General features: G+C 35.2%; 19 protein-coding genes and 2 other annotated features. Of the genes, 11 read left to right on the top strand and 8 right to left on the bottom strand.

Features of this window, described 5'->3' with window-relative positions; translation table 11 throughout:
• Positions 1–15: 15 nt before the first annotated feature.
• Entirely contained in the window at positions 16–1,185 is a 1,170-nt protein-coding gene (locus LZ480_RS09630) for a ZIP family metal transporter (RefSeq protein WP_241369217.1), read from the bottom strand.
• A gap of 16 nt (positions 1,186–1,201) precedes the next feature.
• Positions 1,202–2,215, bottom strand: coding sequence for a multicopper oxidase domain-containing protein (locus LZ480_RS09625; protein WP_241369216.1), 1,014 nt, complete (start codon positions 2,213–2,215; stop codon positions 1,202–1,204).
• A gap of 486 nt (positions 2,216–2,701) precedes the next feature.
• Between LZ480_RS09625 and LZ480_RS09620 the strand changes: the two genes are divergently transcribed.
• On the top strand, positions 2,702–3,478 hold the full coding sequence (locus LZ480_RS09620) for a helix-turn-helix domain-containing protein (RefSeq protein WP_241369215.1): 777 nt from the start codon (positions 2,702–2,704) through the stop codon (positions 3,476–3,478).
• Between the two features lie 3 nt (positions 3,479–3,481).
• Entirely contained in the window at positions 3,482–4,504 is a 1,023-nt protein-coding gene (locus tag LZ480_RS09615; RefSeq protein WP_241369214.1) for a C45 family autoproteolytic acyltransferase/hydolase, read from the top strand.
• A 211-nt stretch (positions 4,505–4,715) separates the two neighbouring features.
• Here the strand turns inward: LZ480_RS09615 and LZ480_RS09610 are convergent, their stop codons facing one another.
• Together LZ480_RS09610 and LZ480_RS09605 are read right to left on the bottom strand one after the other, a co-directional pair.
• Positions 4,716–5,954, bottom strand: a complete 1,239-nt coding sequence (locus LZ480_RS09610; protein WP_241369212.1) for a flavin monoamine oxidase family protein — start codon at positions 5,952–5,954, stop codon at positions 4,716–4,718.
• Position 5,955: 1 nt separating this feature from the next.
• On the bottom strand, positions 5,956–6,399 hold the full coding sequence (locus LZ480_RS09605) for a GNAT family N-acetyltransferase (protein WP_241369211.1): 444 nt from the start codon (positions 6,397–6,399) through the stop codon (positions 5,956–5,958).
• A gap of 80 nt (positions 6,400–6,479) precedes the next feature.
• Between LZ480_RS09605 and LZ480_RS09600 the strand changes: the two genes are divergently transcribed.
• Positions 6,480–7,292, top strand: a complete 813-nt coding sequence (locus LZ480_RS09600; protein ID WP_241369210.1) for a MerR family transcriptional regulator — start codon at positions 6,480–6,482, stop codon at positions 7,290–7,292.
• A gap of 271 nt (positions 7,293–7,563) precedes the next feature.
• On the opposite strand, the gene LZ480_RS09595 is transcribed toward LZ480_RS09600, so the two are convergent.
• Positions 7,564–8,376 (bottom strand): ComEC/Rec2 family competence protein, encoded by an 813-nt coding sequence (locus tag LZ480_RS09595; protein WP_241369209.1) that lies wholly within the window; start codon positions 8,374–8,376, stop codon positions 7,564–7,566.
• Between the two features lie 197 nt (positions 8,377–8,573).
• On the opposite strand from LZ480_RS09595, the gene LZ480_RS09590 reads away from it, so the two are divergent.
• From LZ480_RS09590 to LZ480_RS09570, 5 genes are all read left to right on the top strand, one after another.
• Positions 8,574–9,062, top strand: coding sequence for a L,D-transpeptidase family protein (locus LZ480_RS09590; RefSeq protein WP_241369208.1), 489 nt, complete (start codon positions 8,574–8,576; stop codon positions 9,060–9,062).
• Positions 9,063–9,313: 251 nt separating this feature from the next.
• Positions 9,314–9,548 (top strand) — a binding site (T-box leader).
• A 156-nt stretch (positions 9,549–9,704) separates the two neighbouring features.
• Positions 9,705–9,940, top strand: a binding site (T-box leader).
• A gap of 250 nt (positions 9,941–10,190) precedes the next feature.
• The gene (locus tag LZ480_RS09585; protein ID WP_241369207.1) at positions 10,191–11,549 is read left to right on the top strand and encodes an amino acid permease; all 1,359 of its coding nucleotides are present in this window, start codon (positions 10,191–10,193) and stop codon (positions 11,547–11,549) included.
• 352 nt (positions 11,550–11,901) lie between these two features.
• Positions 11,902–12,531 carry a TetR/AcrR family transcriptional regulator gene (locus tag LZ480_RS09580; protein ID WP_241369206.1) on the top strand — a complete coding sequence of 210 codons (630 nt, stop codon included), beginning with the start codon at positions 11,902–11,904 and terminating at the stop codon, positions 12,529–12,531.
• A gap of 79 nt (positions 12,532–12,610) precedes the next feature.
• Complete coding sequence (locus LZ480_RS09575; protein ID WP_241369205.1) at positions 12,611–14,929, top strand: ABC transporter permease; 2,319 nt, start codon at positions 12,611–12,613, stop codon at positions 14,927–14,929.
• A 4-nt stretch (positions 14,930–14,933) separates the two neighbouring features.
• On the top strand, positions 14,934–15,692 hold the full coding sequence (locus LZ480_RS09570; protein ID WP_241369204.1) for an ABC transporter ATP-binding protein: 759 nt from the start codon (positions 14,934–14,936) through the stop codon (positions 15,690–15,692).
• Positions 15,693–16,045: 353 nt separating this feature from the next.
• On the opposite strand, the gene LZ480_RS09565 is transcribed toward LZ480_RS09570, so the two are convergent.
• The 3 genes from LZ480_RS09565 to hmpA all read right to left on the bottom strand — a co-directional run bounded on the left by LZ480_RS09565 (position 16,046) and on the right by hmpA (position 18,580).
• Positions 16,046–16,186, bottom strand: a complete 141-nt coding sequence (locus LZ480_RS09565) for a hypothetical protein (protein ID WP_241369203.1) — start codon at positions 16,184–16,186, stop codon at positions 16,046–16,048.
• Between the two features lie 90 nt (positions 16,187–16,276).
• Positions 16,277–16,906, bottom strand: coding sequence for a hypothetical protein (locus LZ480_RS09560; protein WP_241369202.1), 630 nt, complete (start codon positions 16,904–16,906; stop codon positions 16,277–16,279).
• Between the two features lie 465 nt (positions 16,907–17,371).
• A complete protein-coding gene (gene hmpA, locus LZ480_RS09555; RefSeq protein WP_241369201.1) occupies positions 17,372–18,580 on the bottom strand; it encodes an NO-inducible flavohemoprotein in 1,209 nt (402 codons plus the stop codon).
• A 695-nt stretch (positions 18,581–19,275) separates the two neighbouring features.
• On the opposite strand from hmpA, the gene LZ480_RS09550 reads away from it, so the two are divergent.
• The 3 genes from LZ480_RS09550 (at position 19,276) to LZ480_RS09540 (ending at position 21,665) form a co-directional block, all read left to right on the top strand.
• Positions 19,276–19,620 (top strand): hypothetical protein, encoded by a 345-nt coding sequence (locus tag LZ480_RS09550; protein WP_241369200.1) that lies wholly within the window; start codon positions 19,276–19,278, stop codon positions 19,618–19,620.
• A gap of 75 nt (positions 19,621–19,695) precedes the next feature.
• Positions 19,696–21,231 carry a tRNA (N6-isopentenyl adenosine(37)-C2)-methylthiotransferase MiaB gene (gene miaB / locus LZ480_RS09545; protein WP_241369199.1) on the top strand — a complete coding sequence of 512 codons (1,536 nt, stop codon included), beginning with the start codon at positions 19,696–19,698 and terminating at the stop codon, positions 21,229–21,231.
• On the top strand, positions 21,228–21,665 hold the full coding sequence (locus tag LZ480_RS09540; RefSeq protein ID WP_241369197.1) for a RicAFT regulatory complex protein RicA family protein: 438 nt from the start codon (positions 21,228–21,230) through the stop codon (positions 21,663–21,665). Before miaB ends, LZ480_RS09540 begins: the two co-directional genes overlap by 4 nt.
• Positions 21,666–21,676 lie beyond the last annotated feature (11 nt).

Below are 21,676 nucleotides of genomic sequence, written 5' to 3'. Positions count from 1 at the left end.
TTAATATCTGTGGTCTTAGAATTTTACGAAAAATGCTGTAAAGTACATGATTAACATTCCAATTGTGAATCCAGAAAGATTTAACCATGAAACAGATGGTTCCTTATATGTTCGATGATCTTCAACGAGCATTTTTGTAATGACATAGATTACTTGTAAAATAGCACCTGCTCCAATTCCTAAGAATAAAGCACCCCAGATTGGTGAGAAGATGAATCCACCAAACCAAGTACCAAGAATGGCAGGTGCACCAGCAATCGTTCCTAGAATTAAGAAATGCTTTATACTAGGCTTAGTTTTTAAAAGCGGCGCAGCTATTCCAATACCTTCTGTAATATTGTGTAGGGTAAAACCAATGATTAAAAATGTTCCTAAAGCAGCTTCCCCAAGGGCAAAGGAAGACCCTATCGCTAATCCTTCTCCAAAGTTATGAAGGCCAATTCCTGTAGCCATTAGAAATGCTATTTTAAATGGTGAATATCCTTTTGCTTCCTGTCTTTTTTGCTGATACTGGTCAAATCCAATTAAAAGTAAAAACGTAAGAGCAGCTCCGATAATAACTAACATATTACCTTGATAGACAGAAGGAGCTTCAGCACCAATTTCAAATCCGTCAGCAAGTGTTCCAATAAATAGGAATAATAAGAGTCCAACAGTAAGTGCAAGAATAGCATTTATCCATTTTCGCTTAAAACGTTTCATAAATGGATACCATAATAAGCCTAGAGTAATAGGGACAATCCCGACATAAAAACCGATAAATCCATAGTTTAAAAAGTTACTCCAGCTAGCTTCAGGAGTAAGAGTTGCTGCAGCAATTTCTCCTTCTGTAATAATGCCGTTTTCAGTGATAATTTTAATAGCATGAGGATCCCCCATTACCCATGGATAGGGAATGGTGATTTTCCCATCTTCAAAGCGATTGAGCGTAGGGTCAGGTGATACACTGAAATTCCAAACAGAATCATCTACAATTACCTGTGAAATCGTCAGTGTTTCAGGACCAGTATTACTTACTGAAAGTTCAAAACCTTCATATGTTACTTTTATCCGTTCAATATTTAATACTTCAACAGGAGCAGCAGGATCTTTTTCTATTCCTGCTCCGTTTATCAAAACCCAAGCTAATACTCCTATAAGTAATACCAAGGGAATCAAACCCGAAATTATCCACTTTAAATTCATTTTGTCATACCCTCCTTTACTCTGCTTCAAAAAAACCCATCCATCCCAATTCAGCAAATTCACTAACATGGGCGTGGAACATGTATTTTCCCTTATAAGGGAATCTCATTTCAAGGATTCCACGCTCTCCCTGACATTGCATTATCGTATCAGTAAATTGAGAAGGATTATCATTTCTTCCAGTAGGATAATACGTAAAATAGTTAGCGTGAAGATGGAAAGAGTTCAACAAATCAAATTCCGTTAAATTACTTAGATAAATACGGACTAATTGGTCTTTTTTAACTTTAATAGGATAATTCATGAATGCGAATGCATATCCATTAACCGTATAAAAATCGTTTTCGCCATCTAAATCCAAGTCAAACCCATTCATCACCATATTTAATTCTAACGCTGGTTCCCTTGGTGTTTTTGGATCAATAATAAAGTTTCCATACAATCCCTTATGAATGTGGCGAGCAAGTGGTAATACATGACAATGATATATCTGCATTCCATACGGCTTAGCTTCAAACTCATAAGTAAATTTTTGGCCAGGTGAAATCGGTACAAGACCATCCATTTCTGGTGGATGAATACCATGAAAATGAACAGAGTGAGGATGGCTTCCTTGATTTATAAAATGAAAACGAAGTAAGTCCCCCTCAGTACAACGAAATGTAGGTCCTGGAATGGTTCCGTTATAAGTCCAACCTGGAAATTTAATTCCTTCTGCAATTTCAATCTCTTTATCTATAGCCACAATTTCATATTCACGAAGCGTTTGCCCAGAAGATAACTTACTTACTTTTCCATAATCAAATGTAGTTAGTAATTTTTCAGCCATTTTATAACCTGAAGTTTTTGTCATATTCCCAACCATTTGATTATGATTCATATTACTGTGATTTGGGCTATGCGATTGTGCTTTAACGGAAGTACTAAAAGGAGCTAAATTATTTAAAAAATAACTTCCCGCCAAACCCAAAGCACCAGCAGTTCCCAACTTTAAGACGTCACGTCTTGACAGTTTGCTTTCCTCACTCATTTTTAACCACCCCTAAAAAAGTTTCCTTCAAGAAAAAGTATGTCATAATACTAAAATTCATTCTAAAGGACAACTATTGTCGAAATGTATTTTTTTACAGGGTAATTATTCTTTAACTTTTATGTCTTTAGTCATAATCAAGTATAAAATTCTAAATCCGGTCATACTTCCTGATTATTTTCTTTTGCAATGTAAAAATACCTATGGTAAATAAACCCTTTAAAGGGGTGGCGTTTGTTTGTGATACATAGTTCTCAAGTTTTGGGGTATATAGAAAATTGCACTTAGAGGCATTACGGTGAACCGTATCATAAGTAAGTGCGGTTAATACTCTTCCCTTATAGAAGTACGAAATTAAAATGAAAAGACTACCTTTATACTTATACTTGAAGTGACTTGCCTATGTGGTAAGTCATTTTATTTTGAAAAACCCTTTACATTCAAGTTACTTTAAGGTTTAACATTAGACTTAAGAGGGGTGATAATGTGGCTCAGTTCATGAATATACAGGATTTTTCCGAAAGAACAGGTATTTCTAAAAGTGCATTAAGGTATTATGAACAGAAAAATTTACTTTTTCCTCGGGAAAGAAGTACAAATGGCTATCGCGTATATTCTGATGATCAAATCGCAACAGTGAAGTTAATCTCAAGTTTACGCTTAGCTGGTATACCTATAAAAGATATTCAAATTTTTTTATTAGAAAATGAAGAGGCAAGACGGCAGCAAATGATGGAAAATTGGGTTTACAACATAAAAAAGACACAGGACCTTTTAACAGTAAGTTTACGCTATCTAGAAAGTGACTCTATAAGTAAGGAAATTTATTTAATAGAAAAAAGTGCAGAACAAATTATTTGGTTTACTGCCGAATCTAAAACAGGAGAATTTAAAGAGCATTTTTTGAAAAGAGGAAGTGAATTGCAAAAATTAGATATTCCATATAAAAATTGTTACTTGAAATATCTATCTGGTAAAGATTTTATTAAAGTCCAAATTGGTTTTGGAGTACCGATTGACTTAAGAATAAATGATTTAACAGAAATCGCCTTGATTGAACACATGCCTAAATGCATCTGCATCGCAATGTCTTTTAAAGATTCATTATCTATGATCCAAAATGGTTACAATAAACTAATGACCTATGCACTCGAACATAAATGGACACCAATATCGCCCATACTAGAATGGTATTATGGTGTGGATTTTACAGAATTGGAGTTGTTAATGCCTGTTACTCAAATTGAAAGAAGAGGAGAATGATAAATGGAAGAATTGATGATAAGAGTAGTAGAGTTACAGGGGAGTTCTTTTGAATGGGGTTTAAAGCAAAGTGAAGAAATTAAATCGACACAGCTTTTAAAGCAACTTAGCTTACTTGAGAATTTGAGCTCTAATTCAAATGTGAAGAAAGCTTTAGAGATACTAAAGGTTATTTCACCAAATCTTTTAGAGGAACTTAGAGGTATGGCAAAGGGGTTAGATATGGAGTTAGATACGATAATAAGACTTTATAGCGGTTATGATGTATCTTTTCCATCAATGGGATGTACAGCATTTGTAAATGATGACTATTATGTACGAAATTATGATTTTAGTCCAGAGTTGTATGATGCAAGACTCGTTTTTTCTAATCCAATCGATGGTTACGCAAGTGTTGGATTTAGCCAGCAAGTGATTGGAAGGCTTGATGGTATGAATGAAAAAGGGCTTGTTGTCGGATTACATTTTGTAAATAATCATGACAAAGAAGAAGGATTTATTGCGACGACAATAGTTAGACTGTTGTTGGATCAGTGTGAATGCATAAAAGAGGCAATCGACTTAATTTCTACCATCCCTCATGGATTTTGCTACAATTATTCGATTACAGATCAAAGTGGAAGAGGTGTGGTAGTGGAAGCATCTCCTCAGAAACAATTTGTCAGTTTCGGAAATCCACTAATCTGTACAAATCATTTTGATTCAGAAGCATTACGAGAAAAAAATGGGAAGGAGATACAAGGGTCAGTAAAGCGTAAGGAGTATATAAACAGTCTATTAATAAAGGAACTTTCACCAATGTCTGTATATCGTCATTTTAATGATGGAAATTCCCCCTTGTTTTACAAATACTACAAAGAGTACTTCGGAACGCTGCATACAGTTGTCTATTCACCAAAAGATTTAAGTATCATAATTGGTGTTGGCGAGAATAGTGAACCAATAATGCTTTCACTAAGGGGATATTTGGATGGAACTTTCAGTCTGCCTAAGGTTTTAAAAGGGAGAATTAATCAAACGGTTTAAAATTGATTTATTTTTTCTGTTTTAAGAAATAGCTTAATTCATAATCAATTTTATACGTAATAAAAAATCGCACTTAGGAAAGTCACGGAGAACCGTTTCATAAGTAAGAGAGATTTATTAAAGGGACCGTCTAATTCTAATATGGTACCTGTAGTTAGGACACTTGAAAAAGGGTGAACCAACTGCAGGTATTTTTTATAAAGAAATTAACTTATTTTTTTAATATTAACTTGTCAACTGCATTGTATCCTGCTTGGATAGCACCTTCCATAAAGTTGGGGAATTTAAGCGCTATTTCGCTACTAGCAAAAACTATATTTTCATGCGGTGTCCTCAAAATCATAGGCGCATCAATGAGTCCATCAAATTTTACTTTTGCACTATATCCGCCACCACAATAAGGATGATTCACCCAAATACTTTCCTGAACGTTAGTGTAGCTATGCACTATTTCTCCAAAATACTGCTCTAGTAATGTAGTCGCTTGTTGTAGGCGAGTCGGTGTATTAAGGGTAGCGAATTCATGTGCGGCCTCTGCTCCGATGAACATTGTTAACCGCGCATCCTCCTGTTTTTTTGATGAATCCACAACTGAGACACCAGGGACACTAGTATAAATAACCCCATTAAGTGGCTGTTTATCCTGCCAAAACTTTTGAGGATAAAGCCATGTTATTTTAATAATTGCACCATCCACATAACTTTGAAGAGCTGGCATAAAGTGTGTTTTCAACTTTTCGCTAAATTGAATTTTACACGCAATCGTTGGGGGTAACGCTATAATAACTGTTTGCGCATAAAATACTTGCTTTGTCGTATGAACTTCATAATAATCATTCACCTTGTGAATAGCATAAACGGGATGATTCGTGTAAAGCTCCTCTTGAAATAAGGAAGCGAGATATTGAGTTAGCTCTTTAAATGGCTTTGCCCCTTGAAGTAGTAAATCATTTTGCTCAGATAAATAACGGTTACTACTTTCGAGTGACGCAATTGCACTTGCTTGTGAAGGGTGGATATTTAAAATTTCACAAAAATAACTTTCAATAATACGACGGTCCTGTTCATTCGTTATAACCTTTTCATATAAAGTTTGTAAGGGAATATCCTCAGATAAACTGGTTTTTTCAATAGTGTGAAGTTTTTGGATAATCGGAGTTACATCAAGTCTACGATAATCGTCCACTTCTATTGAATTGCTGTCTAGTGCTGTTTCCACAACGGGAATATTTGCTGCGCTTAATAGCTGTTTGAAGGCATGCATATCATTATTAAAAAATTGAGGACCTAACTCGAAATAAATTCCATTATCAAATGTGATGGAATCGATTTTCCCCCCAACGCGTTCAGCTGCCTCTAATAATACAAATGGAATATTTTGTTCTTTCAATTTCTTAGCAGCACTTAAGCCTGCTAAACCAGCACCGATAATAATTACTTGTTTGAGCATCTTACAATCCTCCGCTTGGATAAATCATTATTTTTTCTCCGTTTTCATCTAACTCCTCAGTAAAGGAGAAACCAAATTTTTGATACAGCTGGATCGCCACTTTATTTTGCTCAAATACGCTTAAATAGATAGCTTGCTTTGGGTAGCTTTCCAGTAAATATTCGACAAGTGCGCGGAGAAAGTAGCTTCCAAGACCCTTTCCTTGATAGCGCTCATCTATTAAATAGCGGTCGAGCCATATTTGTTCATCGAATTTTCCATACATTGAAAAACCAATAATTTCTCCCTTTTCATATAAGGCTAACGGAATATAGCGGGTGTCCTTTTCAGCATCTGCTAAACAAAGGCTGACAGGCTCGATAAATCCATGCTGTTGCTCTGAAATTTTTAAATCTAAAACTTCTTTTATGTTTGAGTCTGTAATTGCTCGAATCCCAGTAAACATAATGTCAAAACCTTTCTTTCTTTTGTGTATATACAACTTAAGGTATATAGTTACTATATAGTCAAGAAAGGAGATCTCAAATGTCTGAAAAATTATTAACAACAGGAGAGTTCGCAAAACTATGTAAGATTAATAAGCAAACGGTAATCTATTATGATCAAATCGGCTTGCTAACACCTACTTACAGGAATGAAAAAGGCTACCGTTATTATTCTTTTCGACAGCTCGAATTATTCAATGTCATTCATCTATTAAAAGAACTTGGAATGTCTTTAGAGGAAATTCAAAGTTATATGGAAAAAAAGTCGCCTGAATTATTTTATTCTTTAATGATGCAACAAAAAGAAAAAGTGCGCATGAAAAGGAGAGAATTAGAAAATTTAGAAAAGATGATGGATGTGAAAATTAGTTTGTTGGAGGAAGCTGAAGAGATTGATTTCCATCAAATTAGCATTCAATATTTACCTGGAAATCTGTTATACCTGAGTCAAAATATAAAAGATATAACAGATGAAGAATTTGCAAAGGTAGTTACTCAATTTATTAATGAACTAAACGCGATAGGTCTAGATACAGGGTTTCAAATCGGGGGGATGACTTTGCGCGAACAAGTACTAGAGGGCGAGTATACAAATTATAGTTACCTTTATATGGAGCAGCTAAAGCAAAAAAAGAGCCAGACGTACTTTAATTCAGCACCGGGATTGTATGCAATTGGCTATCATTTAGGAAAAGAAGAAAATATTCACTTAACTTATAAGCGTCTATTATCAGAAATACAACGTCAAAATTATGAAATAGGGGACTATGTAATGGAAGAATATATTTATGATGGGGTCGTAAAAAATAGCGAGGAGCATTACATTACAAAAATTCGTGTCCATCTGAAATAAAATATTAATGAAATTAGAATAAAAATGTTTGGGGTTTTTTCAGATGAATTTTGTAAAAGAATAATTTGTCTAAGAAGACGGAGTTCTAATAAACTGTAAAGAAGCCAATGTCTCCATGGTAAATATCCTATTTTAATAACATTGGCTATTTCTCGGAGATAAACTTAATAGTTACTTACTTATTCAATTTTCATTCAGTGATTCTAGTCTGGGAATTATTAAGAAAATTAATATTAAAACAAGATTATTAATAATGATAAATACCCATTTATTATTCCTTCACAGTAATCATCGTACCATCTGAAAGGAATTCAACATCACCTTCACGAGTGGTGAAAATTTGTACATTTGCCTTTTTTAGTGCAGCAACCGTTGCAGGTTCCTCAGGATTTTTGTTTGAACTTGTAATTAACGCATAGGTTGGTTGTACGGCATTGATCAAAGCGGTTGTTTGATCATTAAAACGTCCGTGATGAGGCACTTTTAAAAATGTATGGGGCTTCACAATTGTCGGGTCCGCTAGAAGCTCTGCAATACGTGGTGCTTCTGCATCGCCTGTGAATAAAAAACTAGTATCATTGAAGAGTAGGCTAATTACTAATGATAAATCATTATCTCCTTTAAAATTTGTTTGAATCGGTGGATAGATTTTCCCATTTGCCGCACCAACTGACAGAGCGGTTTCTGACGTTAATTTTTCAATCGTCATTTCTCGTTCTTCAACGGCATATAAAAATTGCTGCGTTTGTTTACTAGTACTTTCATAGTTGGGCACATATATATGTTCAATGTCCATTTCTCTGACAACATAATCCGCACCACCTACATGATCTTTGTCAAAATGTGTAATAATAAGAGCATTTAACTTTGTAATGCCTTGTGATTGTAAATAGGCAACGATTTTTTCGCCGTCATCTTCTTCAGCTGCATCGATTAAAATATGTTCCTCTAGATGCGATACTAATAAACTATCGGCTTTACCTACTTTAAAAGCGTGAACTGTTAAATTAGTATTTGATGACATTGCTTCGTTATTACAAGCAGCTAGTAAAAAGGTAAGTAAAATTACATAAAACCTCTTCATGAATAAGTGCTCCTTTCTTTTGGATATTACAGCATACTTCGAATAGTAGCCGCATGCATTATATTTTTGTATGTATTAAATCAATTACTTTTTCCAGTGTACAAGCTTATTGTTACAACTACTATCATAAACCGTTAATCCATTTTTCAACCAGTGCATAATATACAGTAACTACTTAGGTTTTGGAGATGATAATATTGATTTATACGGTAAAAGCAGGGGATACATTGTCCCAAATAGCTAGAGATTTTAGGACACCATTATCGGCCATCATTTATGCAAATCAAGGGATTAATCCAGATGTTCTTTATATTGGACAGCAAATAATTATCCCGGGTTTTCCTAACTCGACACCTTTTCAAATAGAGATTTCCGTAAATAATCGCTGGTTACGTTTATTTAAAGATGGTGTGCTTCAAAAGCAATATCCTATTGCCGTAGGAAAAATGCTTACTGAAACACCATTTGGGAATTTCATTATTGTCAACAAGGAACCAAATCCAGGTGGTCCATTCGGTACAATGTGGATGAGTTTATCGAAAGAACATTACGGTATTCATGGAACAAATGATCCTAGCTCCATAGGTCATGCAGTATCACATGGCTGTATTCGTATGCATAATAAAGATGTTGAGGAGTTAGCAAGTATTGTTCCAATAGGGACACAAGTGATTATCCATCCATAAAGTGAATCTTCAATCAGTTAGGTCCTTCATTCTGAAATAAATGGTACTTGTTAATATTATGATCTTTAATAAGTTTTTTTAATAAGTGTGATAGCATTACCTTCTTTATCAAGTGTACCAAATTGTTCAGGAACAGAATCTCTTTGTTGTGTATTAATATTAATCGATTATTGCGAAATAAAGTATTGACAAAGATAAAACAGGAACGTATAGTGTTGGATATTAGTTAAACAATTAAAAATATTAGTTTAGTAAACGCAAAGAGTAGGAGTAGTAAAAGCAAATTATTCGGTTTAGAGAGCTGCGGGTTGGTGCAACGCAGTCCAATAATACTTTGAACTTACCTAGGAGTGGTAGTGTAAATAGAATGGTGAAAAGATTCGATTTGCATTAACGATTAACCTTCGTTACCAGGTTTAAAAGTAGGGTTCAAGAGGAGCCAATTAGAGTGGTACCGCGGTTTGCTAAAGGCATATCGTCTCTTTTTTCATTAGATAATGATGGAAGAGACGATATGCTTTTTTTGATTTTAGAAAGTAAAAAAGACAAGCAGAAGTTTGATTGCTTTTTATGGGCGGTAATTGTAATTCGAGATATTTCCATATAGGATGAGATATTCATGAAAAATTTAAAATTAATATTGAAAACGCAAAGAATAGGAGTAGTAAAAGCAAATTATTCGGTTTAGAGAGCTGCGGGTTGGTGCAACGCAGTCCAATAATACTTTGAACTTACCTAGGAGTGGTAATGTAAATAGAACATCGAGATGATTCGAATTTGCATTAACGATTAACCTTCGTTACCAGGTTTTAAAGTAGGGTTCATGAAGGACCAATAAGAGTGGTACCGCGGTTTGCTAAGGGCATATCGTCTCTTTTTTCATTTGATAATGAAGGAAGAGACGATATGCCTTTTTTTAGTTGTTTCAGCAGAAGTCCCCTACTTCTACACGTGGGGGAGGAATGCCAAATATGTAATTTCTGTTCAGTGAGGGTTCAAACCCCTTTTAGGGGAGTTTTTCAAACGAGCTTTAAAAAAATCTGGACGCAATTACGCCACGGCGTAATTGATCTCCGGGCGGATGTTAATGAATACGCCGAGGTATAGATGATTTTAGGAGGAAAAAACATGGGAAATAGCAACAAGAAATTACAGAGAACAATGACCTCACGTCATATTACGATGATGGCATTAGGCGGGGCGATTGGCGCAGGATTATTTAAAGGAAGTAGTGCAGCCATTGATATGGCCGGTCCAGCCGTACTAATTGCGTATTTATTAGGCGGTATTATTCTGTTATTTGTGATGCAAGGCTTAGCGGAAATGTCCGTTCGTAATAGCGAAGCAAGAACATTTAGCGATTTAGTACAATCAATTTTAGGAAAATATCCTGCATATTTTTTAGACTGGATTTATTGGAAAATGTGGGTTTTAAATATTGCAGCTGAATCGGTCGTTGCGGCCATTTTTATTCAATATTGGCTACCACAATATCCGATTTGGATACTTGCATTAACGGTTGCTATTTTCGTTACAGCGATCAACTTATTTTCAGTGAAAATTTTTGCCGAAACGGAATTTTGGCTTGCGTTAATTAAAATTTCCGTTATTATCGTGTTCATTATCGCAGGGTTAGTGCTACTACTTGTCACATTTGGCAATCATACTGCTGTTGGGTTTTCTAACTTAACGGATCACGGTGGGTTTTTACCAAATGGACCAACCGGCTTAATTGCTGCAATGCTTGTAGTAATTTACTCATATGGGGGCACTGAAATTATTGGTATTACGTTAGCTGAAACAAAAAATCCTGAAAAAGCGGTCCCAAAAGCCGTTCGTAGTACATTAGTACGTATTATTACATTCTATTTACTACCTTTCTTTATTATTGTTAGTTTAATACCTTGGAATGAAGTAAACGGGGTACCGGAAAGTCCATTTGTCATGGTATTTAAAATGATTGGGATACCAGGCGCGGATCATATAATGAATGCAGTAGTAATACTTGCAATTGTTTCATCTATGAACTCAGGCTTATATGGTTCATCACGCGTGCTATATACACAAGCTATGGACGGGCGTATTCCTAAAATATTTGGTTATTTATCGAAACGAAAAGTCCCAGTGTATGCCATATTGATGTGTACGTTAGCAATGTTTACGGGTGTAATTATTTCGTTATTTGCAGGAGAAAAAACATTTGAGTTTCTAATGGGTTCATTAGGATACACTGTATTATTCATTTGGTTAATCATAGCGATTGCCCATGTAAAATCACGTAAAAAACAGTCAGAAAAAACAAGTGCCTATGCCGTAAAATGGTTCCCTTATACAACTTGGATAGCGATTATTGCTTTAAGTGCAATCCTGATTGGTATTATTTTCACAACATCTATTATCGTAACAGGTATTACGTTAGCTATTTATATTTTTATTACGCTAATGTATCTAATTAGTGGTCGTTTTTATGTAAGGGAAGCGAAATAATATGAAAGAACCTTTAAGGTAGGGGAGATTGATTGTCATCTTTGGACAAATATGTTTGCTAATAAAAAGCTGCTTGATCAATTAAAAAGGATAGGAAAATATATTGAATGGAAGCATCAGTAAAAGTGTACTAAGCATTTTACTGATGTTTTTTCATTAATCATATTTAACAGCTATTAATCTAATTAAGCACTTCTTCCGATTCATTATTCAATAAAAGCATAGAAAGGTATTGGGAAGTCGAAAACAATCGATATTATTAGATTGGAAAGGATCTGAAAATTATATTGACAGTTTTTTGGAAGTGCTATAACATTATAGACAGGCAGTCGGTCTATAGGAGGGAGCTTATATGAGAAAAGAAGCGAAGGAACGTAGGCACGAAATACTTGACGTGGCGGATGAACTTTTTAGTCAAAAGGGATTTGACGGCACAAGTACAAACGATATTCTCGAAAAAGTTGGTATTGCTCGAGGCACGCTATATTATCACTTTAAGTCAAAGGAGGATATTATGGATGCGCTGATTGAGCGATATAGTGATCGCCTTTTAAGTGCTGCACAGAAAATAGGTGCAGATAAGAGCATCACCTTAAACGAACGTATTATTGGGGTTGTAATGGCTTTGAACCTAAGTGGTGGCAGCAGTAAGGAAATTATGGAGCATATTCACAAGCCACAAAACGCGCTTATGCATCAAAAAATACAAAAGGTCATAATCAACGGTGTTCCTCCTATATTAACGGAAATAATATGCGAGGGCATTGAACAAGGCGTTTTCAATACACCATTCCCATATGAATGCATGGAAATGGTTGTCGTATATATGAATACCGTTTTTGATGATGATATGGTTGAGATGACGAATGAAGAACGCGGTAAAAGGATGCAGGCATTTATTTTCAACATAGAAAGAATACTTGGTACTGAAAGTGGAAGTCTAATATCCATTGTTATGCAAATGTTTGACAGTAAAAATTAAAGAAGTAAAGAATAATTTATTATTTCAATAATTGTGTACAACTTGAAAAAGGTTAATAAGTAAAAAATAGGGGTGAATTATGTATAAAAGAATAATCCGCAATGACATTTTAAAGAGCAAAGTAATTACACTTACAACAATGATATTTATTGCCACTTCGACTATGCTTGTTTCGCTCGCAGCGATACTCGTTATTAATCTTTCTGGGGCGCTAGATACGCTTATGAAACAAGCTAAAACTCCTCACTTTATGCAGATGCATTCGGGTGAAGTTGATATTGCGCGGCTAACATCTTTTGCGGAGAAAAATAATAATGTCGATGATTTTCAAGTAATTGAATTTCTCAATATGGACGGTGCGAAAATTATTCTCGGAGATAGTTCGCTTGCAAATAGTGTTCAGGATAACGGTTTCAGTATACAAAGCGAAAAATTTGATTATCTTCTTGATCTTGAAGGAAACATCATAAACGTATCGGATAGCGAACTCTACGTACCAATAAGTTATATGAAGGACGGAAAGGCAAAGGTCGGTGACAAAGCAGTAATAAGCGGAAAGGAATTTATAGTTAAGGGGTTTCTACGTGATTCGCAGATGAATTCCTCGCTTTCCGCCTCAAAGAGATTTCTTGTTAGTGAAAATGATTACATTGATATAAAGAACGCTGGAAGTATAGAGTATTTGATTGAGTTTAGATTAAAAGAATTGTCGGAGCTCGGCACATTTGAAACAGCTTATGCCTCAGCAGGGCTTGAAGCGAATGGGCCAACGATTACATATTCACTTATAAAAATGATTAACGCACTTTCCGATGGCATGATGATAGCAGTTATACTTCTAATAAGTGCACTTGTCGTTGCAATCGCATTTATGTGCATACGCTTTACGCTCCTAGCAAAAATTGAAGACGACTACCATGAAATTGGCGTATTGAAGGCAATTGGGCTGCGTGTTTCGGACATAAAAAAGATTTACATTGCGAAATACGCAACGATTGCAGTGGTAGGTAGTATCCTCGGTTTTGTACTTTCGATTATGTTCAAAGATAAGCTTCTTGAAAATATCCGACTTTATATGGGGGAAAGTGAAAATTCCTCTTCTGCCTTGCTTTTTGGAATACTTGGTATATTGCTAGTATGCCTTTCAATTATCGCCTATGTAAGTGGAATGTTGAGACGGTTTCGGAAAATTTCCGCTGCGGAAGCAATACGCTTTGGCACTTCTTTGGAGAAAAAATCGAGCATAAAACGTTTTGTCCTAAGTAAAAACAGGCTGCTTAATACAAATATTTTTCTTGGTATTCAAGATGTTCTTTCAAGGAAGAGGCTTTACGCCACAATGCTAACGGTGCTGTTGATGTCGGCATTTATCATTATTGTTCCGCAAAACGTGCACAATACGATTTCCTCTAAAAGTTTCATCCAATATATGGGGATTGGTGATTACGATATGCGCATAGATATTCAGCAAACCGATAATATTTCTGAAAAATCTGCTGAAATTGTAAAGATGATAAACAGTGACAGTGCCATTTCAAAGTATGCTATCCTTACAACTAAAACATTCAAAGTAAAAATGGGGGACGGATCAGAGGAAAATATAAAAATTGAACTTGGCGACCATTCGATATTCCCTATTGAATATTCTGAAGGTAGAGCTCCCAACGTAACAAACGAAATTGCACTTTCAGCTTTGAACGCCGATGAATTGAGTAAAAAGGTTGGTGATGCAATTATTCTAGTAATTGAAGGAGAAGAGAAGAAATTCACAATAAGCGGAATTTACTCTGATATTACCAATGGTGGCAAAACTGCAAAGGCTGTTTTTACTGCCAAATCTGCGGATATTATGTGGAGCATTATTTGTGCGGAACTATCTGATAAATCTCTTGTCGATGGAAGAACTTTGGAATATACATACAAGTTTGATTTTGCGAAGGTTTCTGATATTGATGAATTTGTTGCACAAACATTCGGCTCGACAATAAGTTCAGTCAGAGAGGCTTCAATTGTCGCAGTTGCCATTGCGCTAATAATTACAGTGCTAGTAACACTATTATTTATGAAAATGCTTATCACAAAGGACAGATATTCCATTGCCGCAATGAAAGCATTCGGTTTTACGAATTCCGATATTAAGAAGCAGTATATTTCACGTTCGTTTTTCGTTTTAATTGTTGGCATTGTTCTTGGTACGCTTCTAGCCAATACTCTAGGAGAAGTACTTGCTGGCGCGATTATTTCTTCGTTTGGAGCAGCAATTTTTAATTTTGAAGTAAATTCACTTTCGGCATATCTGTTTAGTCCGCTATTGATGATATGCGCTGTACTTATTGCAACAATAATCGGCGTATCGGTCACAGGGCAAATAAAAATTTCAGAAAATATAAAGGAGTAGTCATATGAAGAAGATTATTCTCGGAGATCGTATAGTAAAATCTTTTGGCGAGGGTGATGAGCAGCGCAATGTTCTCGATGAAGTGTCCGTTGAAATAAATGAAGGCGAGTTCGTTGCGGTTATGGGACCTTCAGGATCGGGAAAATCAACACTGATGTTTGCACTGAGTGGAATGGACAGAGTTAATGGAGGAAAGGTCGTTTTTAATGGCAAAGACTTATCGGAAGTCGGAGAAAATGAGCTTTCAGATTTACGTAGAACAAAAATGGGATTTGTTTTTCAGCAACCGACTATGCTGAAAAATCTTAATATTCTGGATAATATTATTCTTCCGTCAATGCGCGACAACAGAAAAAATGTTGCAACAATTTTGGAGGAGGCAGGAGCACTTATGAAGAGGGTAGGAATTGCAGAGCTTGAAAAGCGCGATATCACACAGGTTTCAGGTGGACAGCTTCAGCGTGCTGGAATATGTCGTGCACTTTTGAACAAACCGAAAATCATCTTCGGGGATGAGCCTACCGGGGCGCTTAATTCACAAACTTCACAGGAAATTATGGACATATTTTCCGAAATAAACGCAGAAGGTACTGCGATTATGCTTGTAACTCACGACGTAAAGGTTGCGGCACGGACAGAGCGCATTTTGTTTATGCGCGACGGAAAAATCGTAAGTGAGTTGAAGCTTCCGAAGTTTAATGAAATTGATATGGAAGGAAGGATAGAGAAAGTTATGGTGAAAATGAGGGGAATTGGAATATAATTTATACATAAAAGATGTGATTAGCTTCTTTTTTCAATCCAGAGGTTAAGTGAAGGCATTCAGAATAATTTTAAAATAATTATTCTGAATGTATTTATATGGGTATTTAGTTTAACTAAGCGAAAAAATTGGGAATTAACCTCTGTTGGAACAGCAAATAGTGAAGTGCAACGTATATGGTTTTAGGCGCAATGTTGCTTTAAAGCAAAGGAATTGTGGGACATTAAGTATAATGAAGTCCAGCACTACCTTGGATTAATGTTGACGTGCAAATCACATCCCCCTAACATTTTACTTAGTTCCTTGTTTCAGGACTTTAACATTCTAGACTACAAAATCCACTTTCTTAACTGCTATTCCACCTCAAAAAAAAAATCAAAAGGTTCCCGCTTCAATTTATTTAGCTCCAGTTCTAATTCATACCAATCCCGTTCTTTCTCACTCAATGTTGATACAATAAACGGTATATGATTAAAAGCTGCAATCTCTTTCACCCGAAAGCCTTTTTGTAAAGGTTCTTCATATAAACCTTGGAAAATATATTGAATACTTTCTCCGTAATTAGAGGTAAATGTCATTTTCTACTAAATATGTGTATCGTCGGAGGTATTCGTTATACTTGCATATTTGATGTAGGGCGTGACGGTAATCTTATCTAACTCAGTCCAAAGTATAGAATATCTATCCCCGGTCCATTTATGTTTCACTAATCCTTCAGTTTCATGAATTCCACGATAGTCGTCCCACATAATATATTGATAGCCTACGTATACAAGTATCGTCATGCAAATAAATATATTGATCAGCCACATATGTTTAATATCATCATTAAAAAATCGAATCGATATTAATAACAATAGAATCATGATGAACCCAAGTGAAAGACCTTTTAAATTATGTTCACTAGCGGATTCAAATAAAATATATTGCTCACTATTAAAGTATAGTAGCTTCAATTGTTCATAATTAATTAATGTATAAAAGAGTGTAGGAATAATGATGATGACAAATACATAGGCGGACATCCATCTTATCCAATTTACTTTCATCAAATATCGACTCGTTCGTAAAAGGTGTCCAAACAAATAGAGGGGAATACTAATGCATCCAAGTACAAGCAGTAACGCGATCATATTAGGGAAAATGTTCACTACACTACTAAATCCGATAATAATACTTAAGCAAATTAGCATAACACCTAATAATTTCTTCATCCAACTACCTTCTTGTTTCTATTACGTCATAAAAGTTGTATTGGTTTCAAAATTAAGGTACATCAACAAAAGTATGGGATGACGATGAATTTTAGAAATACATGTTACCGAGAATTTCGAAATATAAGCATTTAAATTTAAATAAGTTAGCAATTGAAATAATCGAAGTTTGAAGAAGGTAAGAGTGGTATGTAAATTAGGGAAAGAATCCTATTTGGTGAATTTTGTATTGGAAAATGGTCATTTAGCGTATGGCAAGAGAAAATTGTAATGTAAATAGTAGCTTGAATTATGCAAAATTCAAAATGCCGAAACGTTGATTTAACAGCGTTTCGGCATTAGTAAATTCAAGAGATTTTGTTGTAAAAGGAACTTATTGGACAGTCCTATTTTTCATCTTATAGATAAGGTTAACAATTAGTCTATTTCTTTAAATTTGCCATCTAATTATTAACATTGATGCTTTTACTTTGTATTTAACTGCATCGCAGGACCGAAGAATTCATAATGAATTTGGCTATCTGGGATATTGCATTCATGTAAAGCGTTAATAGCCGCCTCCATGAATGGTGTTGGTCCACACATGTAAACATGCGTATCAGAAGTTAAGGTTGGACGCAAAATACTAGCATTAATGTATTCATTGTTGTCTGAGTACAGTACTTGATGGTGTGAGTTGCTATCTTTTTTGAATGCACTAAATAGCTTGCGTAAACCAGTTGGTCCATTTAATGTGTTCATTTTATTTTGGATTGCTTCGTGGAAAGCAAGCACCTTTTCGTTTCGAGCACATTGAATAAATGTTATGTTTTCTTTATTTTCTATCGTTTGGAACATTGCGTTTAACGGTGTAACACCAATCCCACCACTAATGAATAATACAGCTGCATTTGTTGGTTCGTATGTGAAAACACCAGCTGGAGCACTTACGTCAATGACTGTCCCAACTTCAGTGTCATGTAAAAAGTTTGATACTTTACCATTAATAAGATTCTCAGATTCGCGTTTTACAGAAATGCGAAATTCTTGTGAATTACTTGGCTGTGATAATGTATATTGGCGATTTAACATATATTCCTCGCCAGGCACTGTGACACGGATCGTTACATATTGCCCTGGCTTATAAGCAGGTACTTTTGAGCCATCTGTTGGTGTTAAGTAGAAAGAAATTACATCCGCACTTTCTTGTTCTTTACGTGCAATTTTGAATTGCTTAAATGCACGCCAGCCACCGTTGTTCTCCGCAGCTTTATAAAGATCCTCTTCGACTGAAATAAAGATGTCAGCGATTACGCCATAAGCTTTTGCCCATGCATCGATGATTTCGTCTGTAGCTGCATCCCCTAATACTTCCTTAATAGCGCCAAGTAAGTATTGACCGACAATAGGGTAATGTTCTGGTAAAACGCCTAAACTTACGTGTTTATGTGCAATTTGTACGACTACTGGTACGATTGGCTCAAGATTGTCTATATGTTGTGCTGCCGCATAAACTGTGTTTGCTAAAGCCGTTTGTTGACGACCTTTTGACTGATTCGTGTGGTTAAAAATATTTAATAATGTTGGATTATCCCTAAATAAATTATGGTAAAAGGTTTTTGTAATTGTTACTCCGTGTACTTCTAAAACTGGTACTGTTGATTTAATAACGTCGATTGTATGTTGATCTAACATGTGCTAAACACGTCCTTTCGAGATAAATATAGGCCTATTATTTTCTTAAAGCAATATGATAAATACATCTTTAACAAAATAGACATAAACAAGTATTAAAAATACATCTTTTCAGTGAATTTTAATAATAATTCGATTTTCGATAAACGCTAGTATAACCACATTTAGAATATTCAAACTTAATAATAAGCAAGTGATTGGTAATATTTAGTTGTTAAATATAATACATCAGTTAGAGCTTAAACTGTCAATTTAAAGTTGCGTTTTACTAAGTTTCAATTGATGTGTCATTATTCATAATTTAAGCAGGATGATCAATGAATCGAATAATTGTCTCTATTGATGAAGTATTTTACGTTTGAATTTGCCTGGAGGAAATAATTATTTTAAAAGGTGAAGAAGTTAGAAACATATAGATACGAGTAATACAAAACTATTTGCTGTTAAATGTTTGGAAAGAGGTTATTACAGATAGAAGAAGGGGAAGTTGTTGAGAAAGAAACAGTTGTACGTAATCTACGATTTGATTATGCCACCATTTCATCACGATACTAAAATCGATAAAAAAAGTAATTGAATAATTAACGTGAAGGCAGGAGGGGCAATCTTTCTGTCTTTTACTTTTCTAATGAGAAAACCACTTATATCTGCTACAGTTAATAAGAAAATCACCACCAAATTTGCGGAGGTGCAGCATGTCGAACATTTTTGATTTTTTACAGTATAAAAATGAAAAGTTAGAGCTCCGTTTAGGGAAGTTATTTGAACGGGCCAATTCGCCAGGAGATCGCATGGACGCTCTGTTAGAAAGTAAAGAGTTGGCAGTAGAGGACCACAAACTGTTTTTAGCATTTTTAGCGTATTTAAATGAACAGCAGCTCGATGCAAAAAAGTTATTTCAAGATGTTATAAAACTGCCAAAACATCAGTTTGAAGCACAATATGCAATGAATTGGTCACAAGTAATCAAATTAAGTGTCACATTTCTTACAATTTTGCGTACAAATGACATAAATAGTTATAAACAATTTGTCGACTAACTTGTAACTGCTAGCTACATTTCGCTATAATGTTGAAATGAGTAATTGTAATAAATGATAGGGGGCAAATAGTCGATGAATGAAGAACAACGACTAGCAAGTCAGCAGATTAAACAACCAAAAGAAGAAAAAGACTATAGTAAATATTTTGAGAAAGTATTTACAGCTCCTTCACTGCAAGATGCGAAAAAACGCGGGAAAGAAGAAGTAAAATACCATAAAGATTTTGATATTGAAGAGAAATTTTTAGGAATGGGACATGATCGTAAGTTTTATATTCGTACTTACGGCTGCCAAATGAACGAGCATGATACAGAAGTAATGGCTGGTATTTTCATGCAGCTTGGCTACACACCAACTGAAATCATCGAAGAAGCGGATGTAGTGCTACTTAATACATGTGCCATTCGTGAAAACGCTGAAAATAAAGTGTTCGGTGAGCTAGGCTTCTTGTTAAAATATAAACGTAAAAACCCAGAAATGCTAATTGGTGTTTGTGGCTGTATGTCGCAAGAAGAATCAGTGGTAAACAAAATTTTAAAGCAGTATCAGCATGTTGACATGGTATTTGGTACACATAATATTCACCGCTTACCAAACATTTTACATGAGGCTTACATGTCAAAAGAGCTTGTTGTAGAGGTTTGGTCAAAAGAGGGGGACGTTATCGAAAACTTACCGAAAAAACGTCTTGGTTCTATTAAAGCTTGGGTTAATATTATGTACGGCTGTGACAAATTCTGTACATACTGTATCGTTCCATATACGCGCGGTAAAGAGCGTTCACGTCGACCGGAAGAAATAATTCAAGAAGTAAGAGAATTAGCAGCACAAGGATATAAAGAAATTATGTTGCTTGGTCAAAATGTTAACGCATACGGCAAAGACTTTGAAAACATCGAATATCGTTTAGGCGATTTAATGGATGAATTACGCAAAATTGATATCCCGCGTATTCGCTTTACAACAAGTCACCCACGTGATTTTGATGATCATTTAATTGAAGTGTTATCGAAAGGTGGAAACTTAGTCGACCATATTCACTTACCAGTACAATCTGGCTCGAATGAAATTTTGAAAATTATGGCCCGTAAGTACACACGAGAGCATTTCCTACAATTAGTCGATAAAATTAAAGAAGCAATTCCGAATGTTACATTAACGACTGACATCATTGTTGGTTATCCAAATGAAACAGAGGAGCAATTCCAGGAAACGCTTGATTTATATCGCCAAGTTGGATTTGACATGGCATTTACTTATATTTACTCGCCACGTGAAGGCACACCTGCTGCGAAAATGGTTGATAACGTAACAGATCAAGAAAAGAAAGATCGTCTGCACCGCTTAAATGCAGTTGTTCAAGAATTTTCTGCTAAAGCATTAAAAGGTCTAGAAGGTCAAGTAGTAGAAGTTTTAGTTGAAGGCAGCAGTAAAAGACGAGATGACGTTTTAGCTGGCTATACGCGTAAAAACCGTCTTGTAAACTTTAAGGCAGACCCAAAATATATTGGGAAGCTTGTGCAAGTGAAGATTTTAGAAGCAAAATCTTACTCATTACTGGGTGAGTTTGTAGAAGAAGTTAAAGAAGAGGTGGAATTCGTAAAATGACAACAAAAGTATATACGAAAGACGAAATCGTAGAGAAAGCAAAAGAAATCGCCCATATGATTGCCAACACGGAAGAAGTGGAGTTTTTCAAAAAGGCTGAAGAGCAAATTAACGATAATCAATTTGTACGAGAAAAAATCGCATCATTAAAAACACTTCAAAAACAAGCGGTTAACTTCCAGCACCTAGGGAAAGAACGCGCATTAAAAACAATGGAAACAAAAATCGAAAATATTGAAAAAGAAATCGACGAATTGCCAGTGGTACAACAGTTTAAACAATCTCAAGTAGATGTAAACGACTTATTGCAATTAGTATCAAATGCAATTGCCAATACAGTTACAAATGAGGTCATTGCTTCAACAGGTGGAGATCTACTAAAAGGAGAAACAGGTTCAAAAGTACGTAATAGCGTACCAGGTTCTTGTTCATAAAATAAATAAAA

Origin of the sequence: Solibacillus palustris, from assembly GCF_022549215.1 — a bacterium.
Taxonomy (GTDB): Bacteria; Bacillota; Bacilli; order Bacillales_A; family Planococcaceae; genus Solibacillus; species Solibacillus daqui.
Note: the sequence above shows the minus strand (reverse complement) of the source record. Positions and strands in the feature narration are given on the sequence as shown.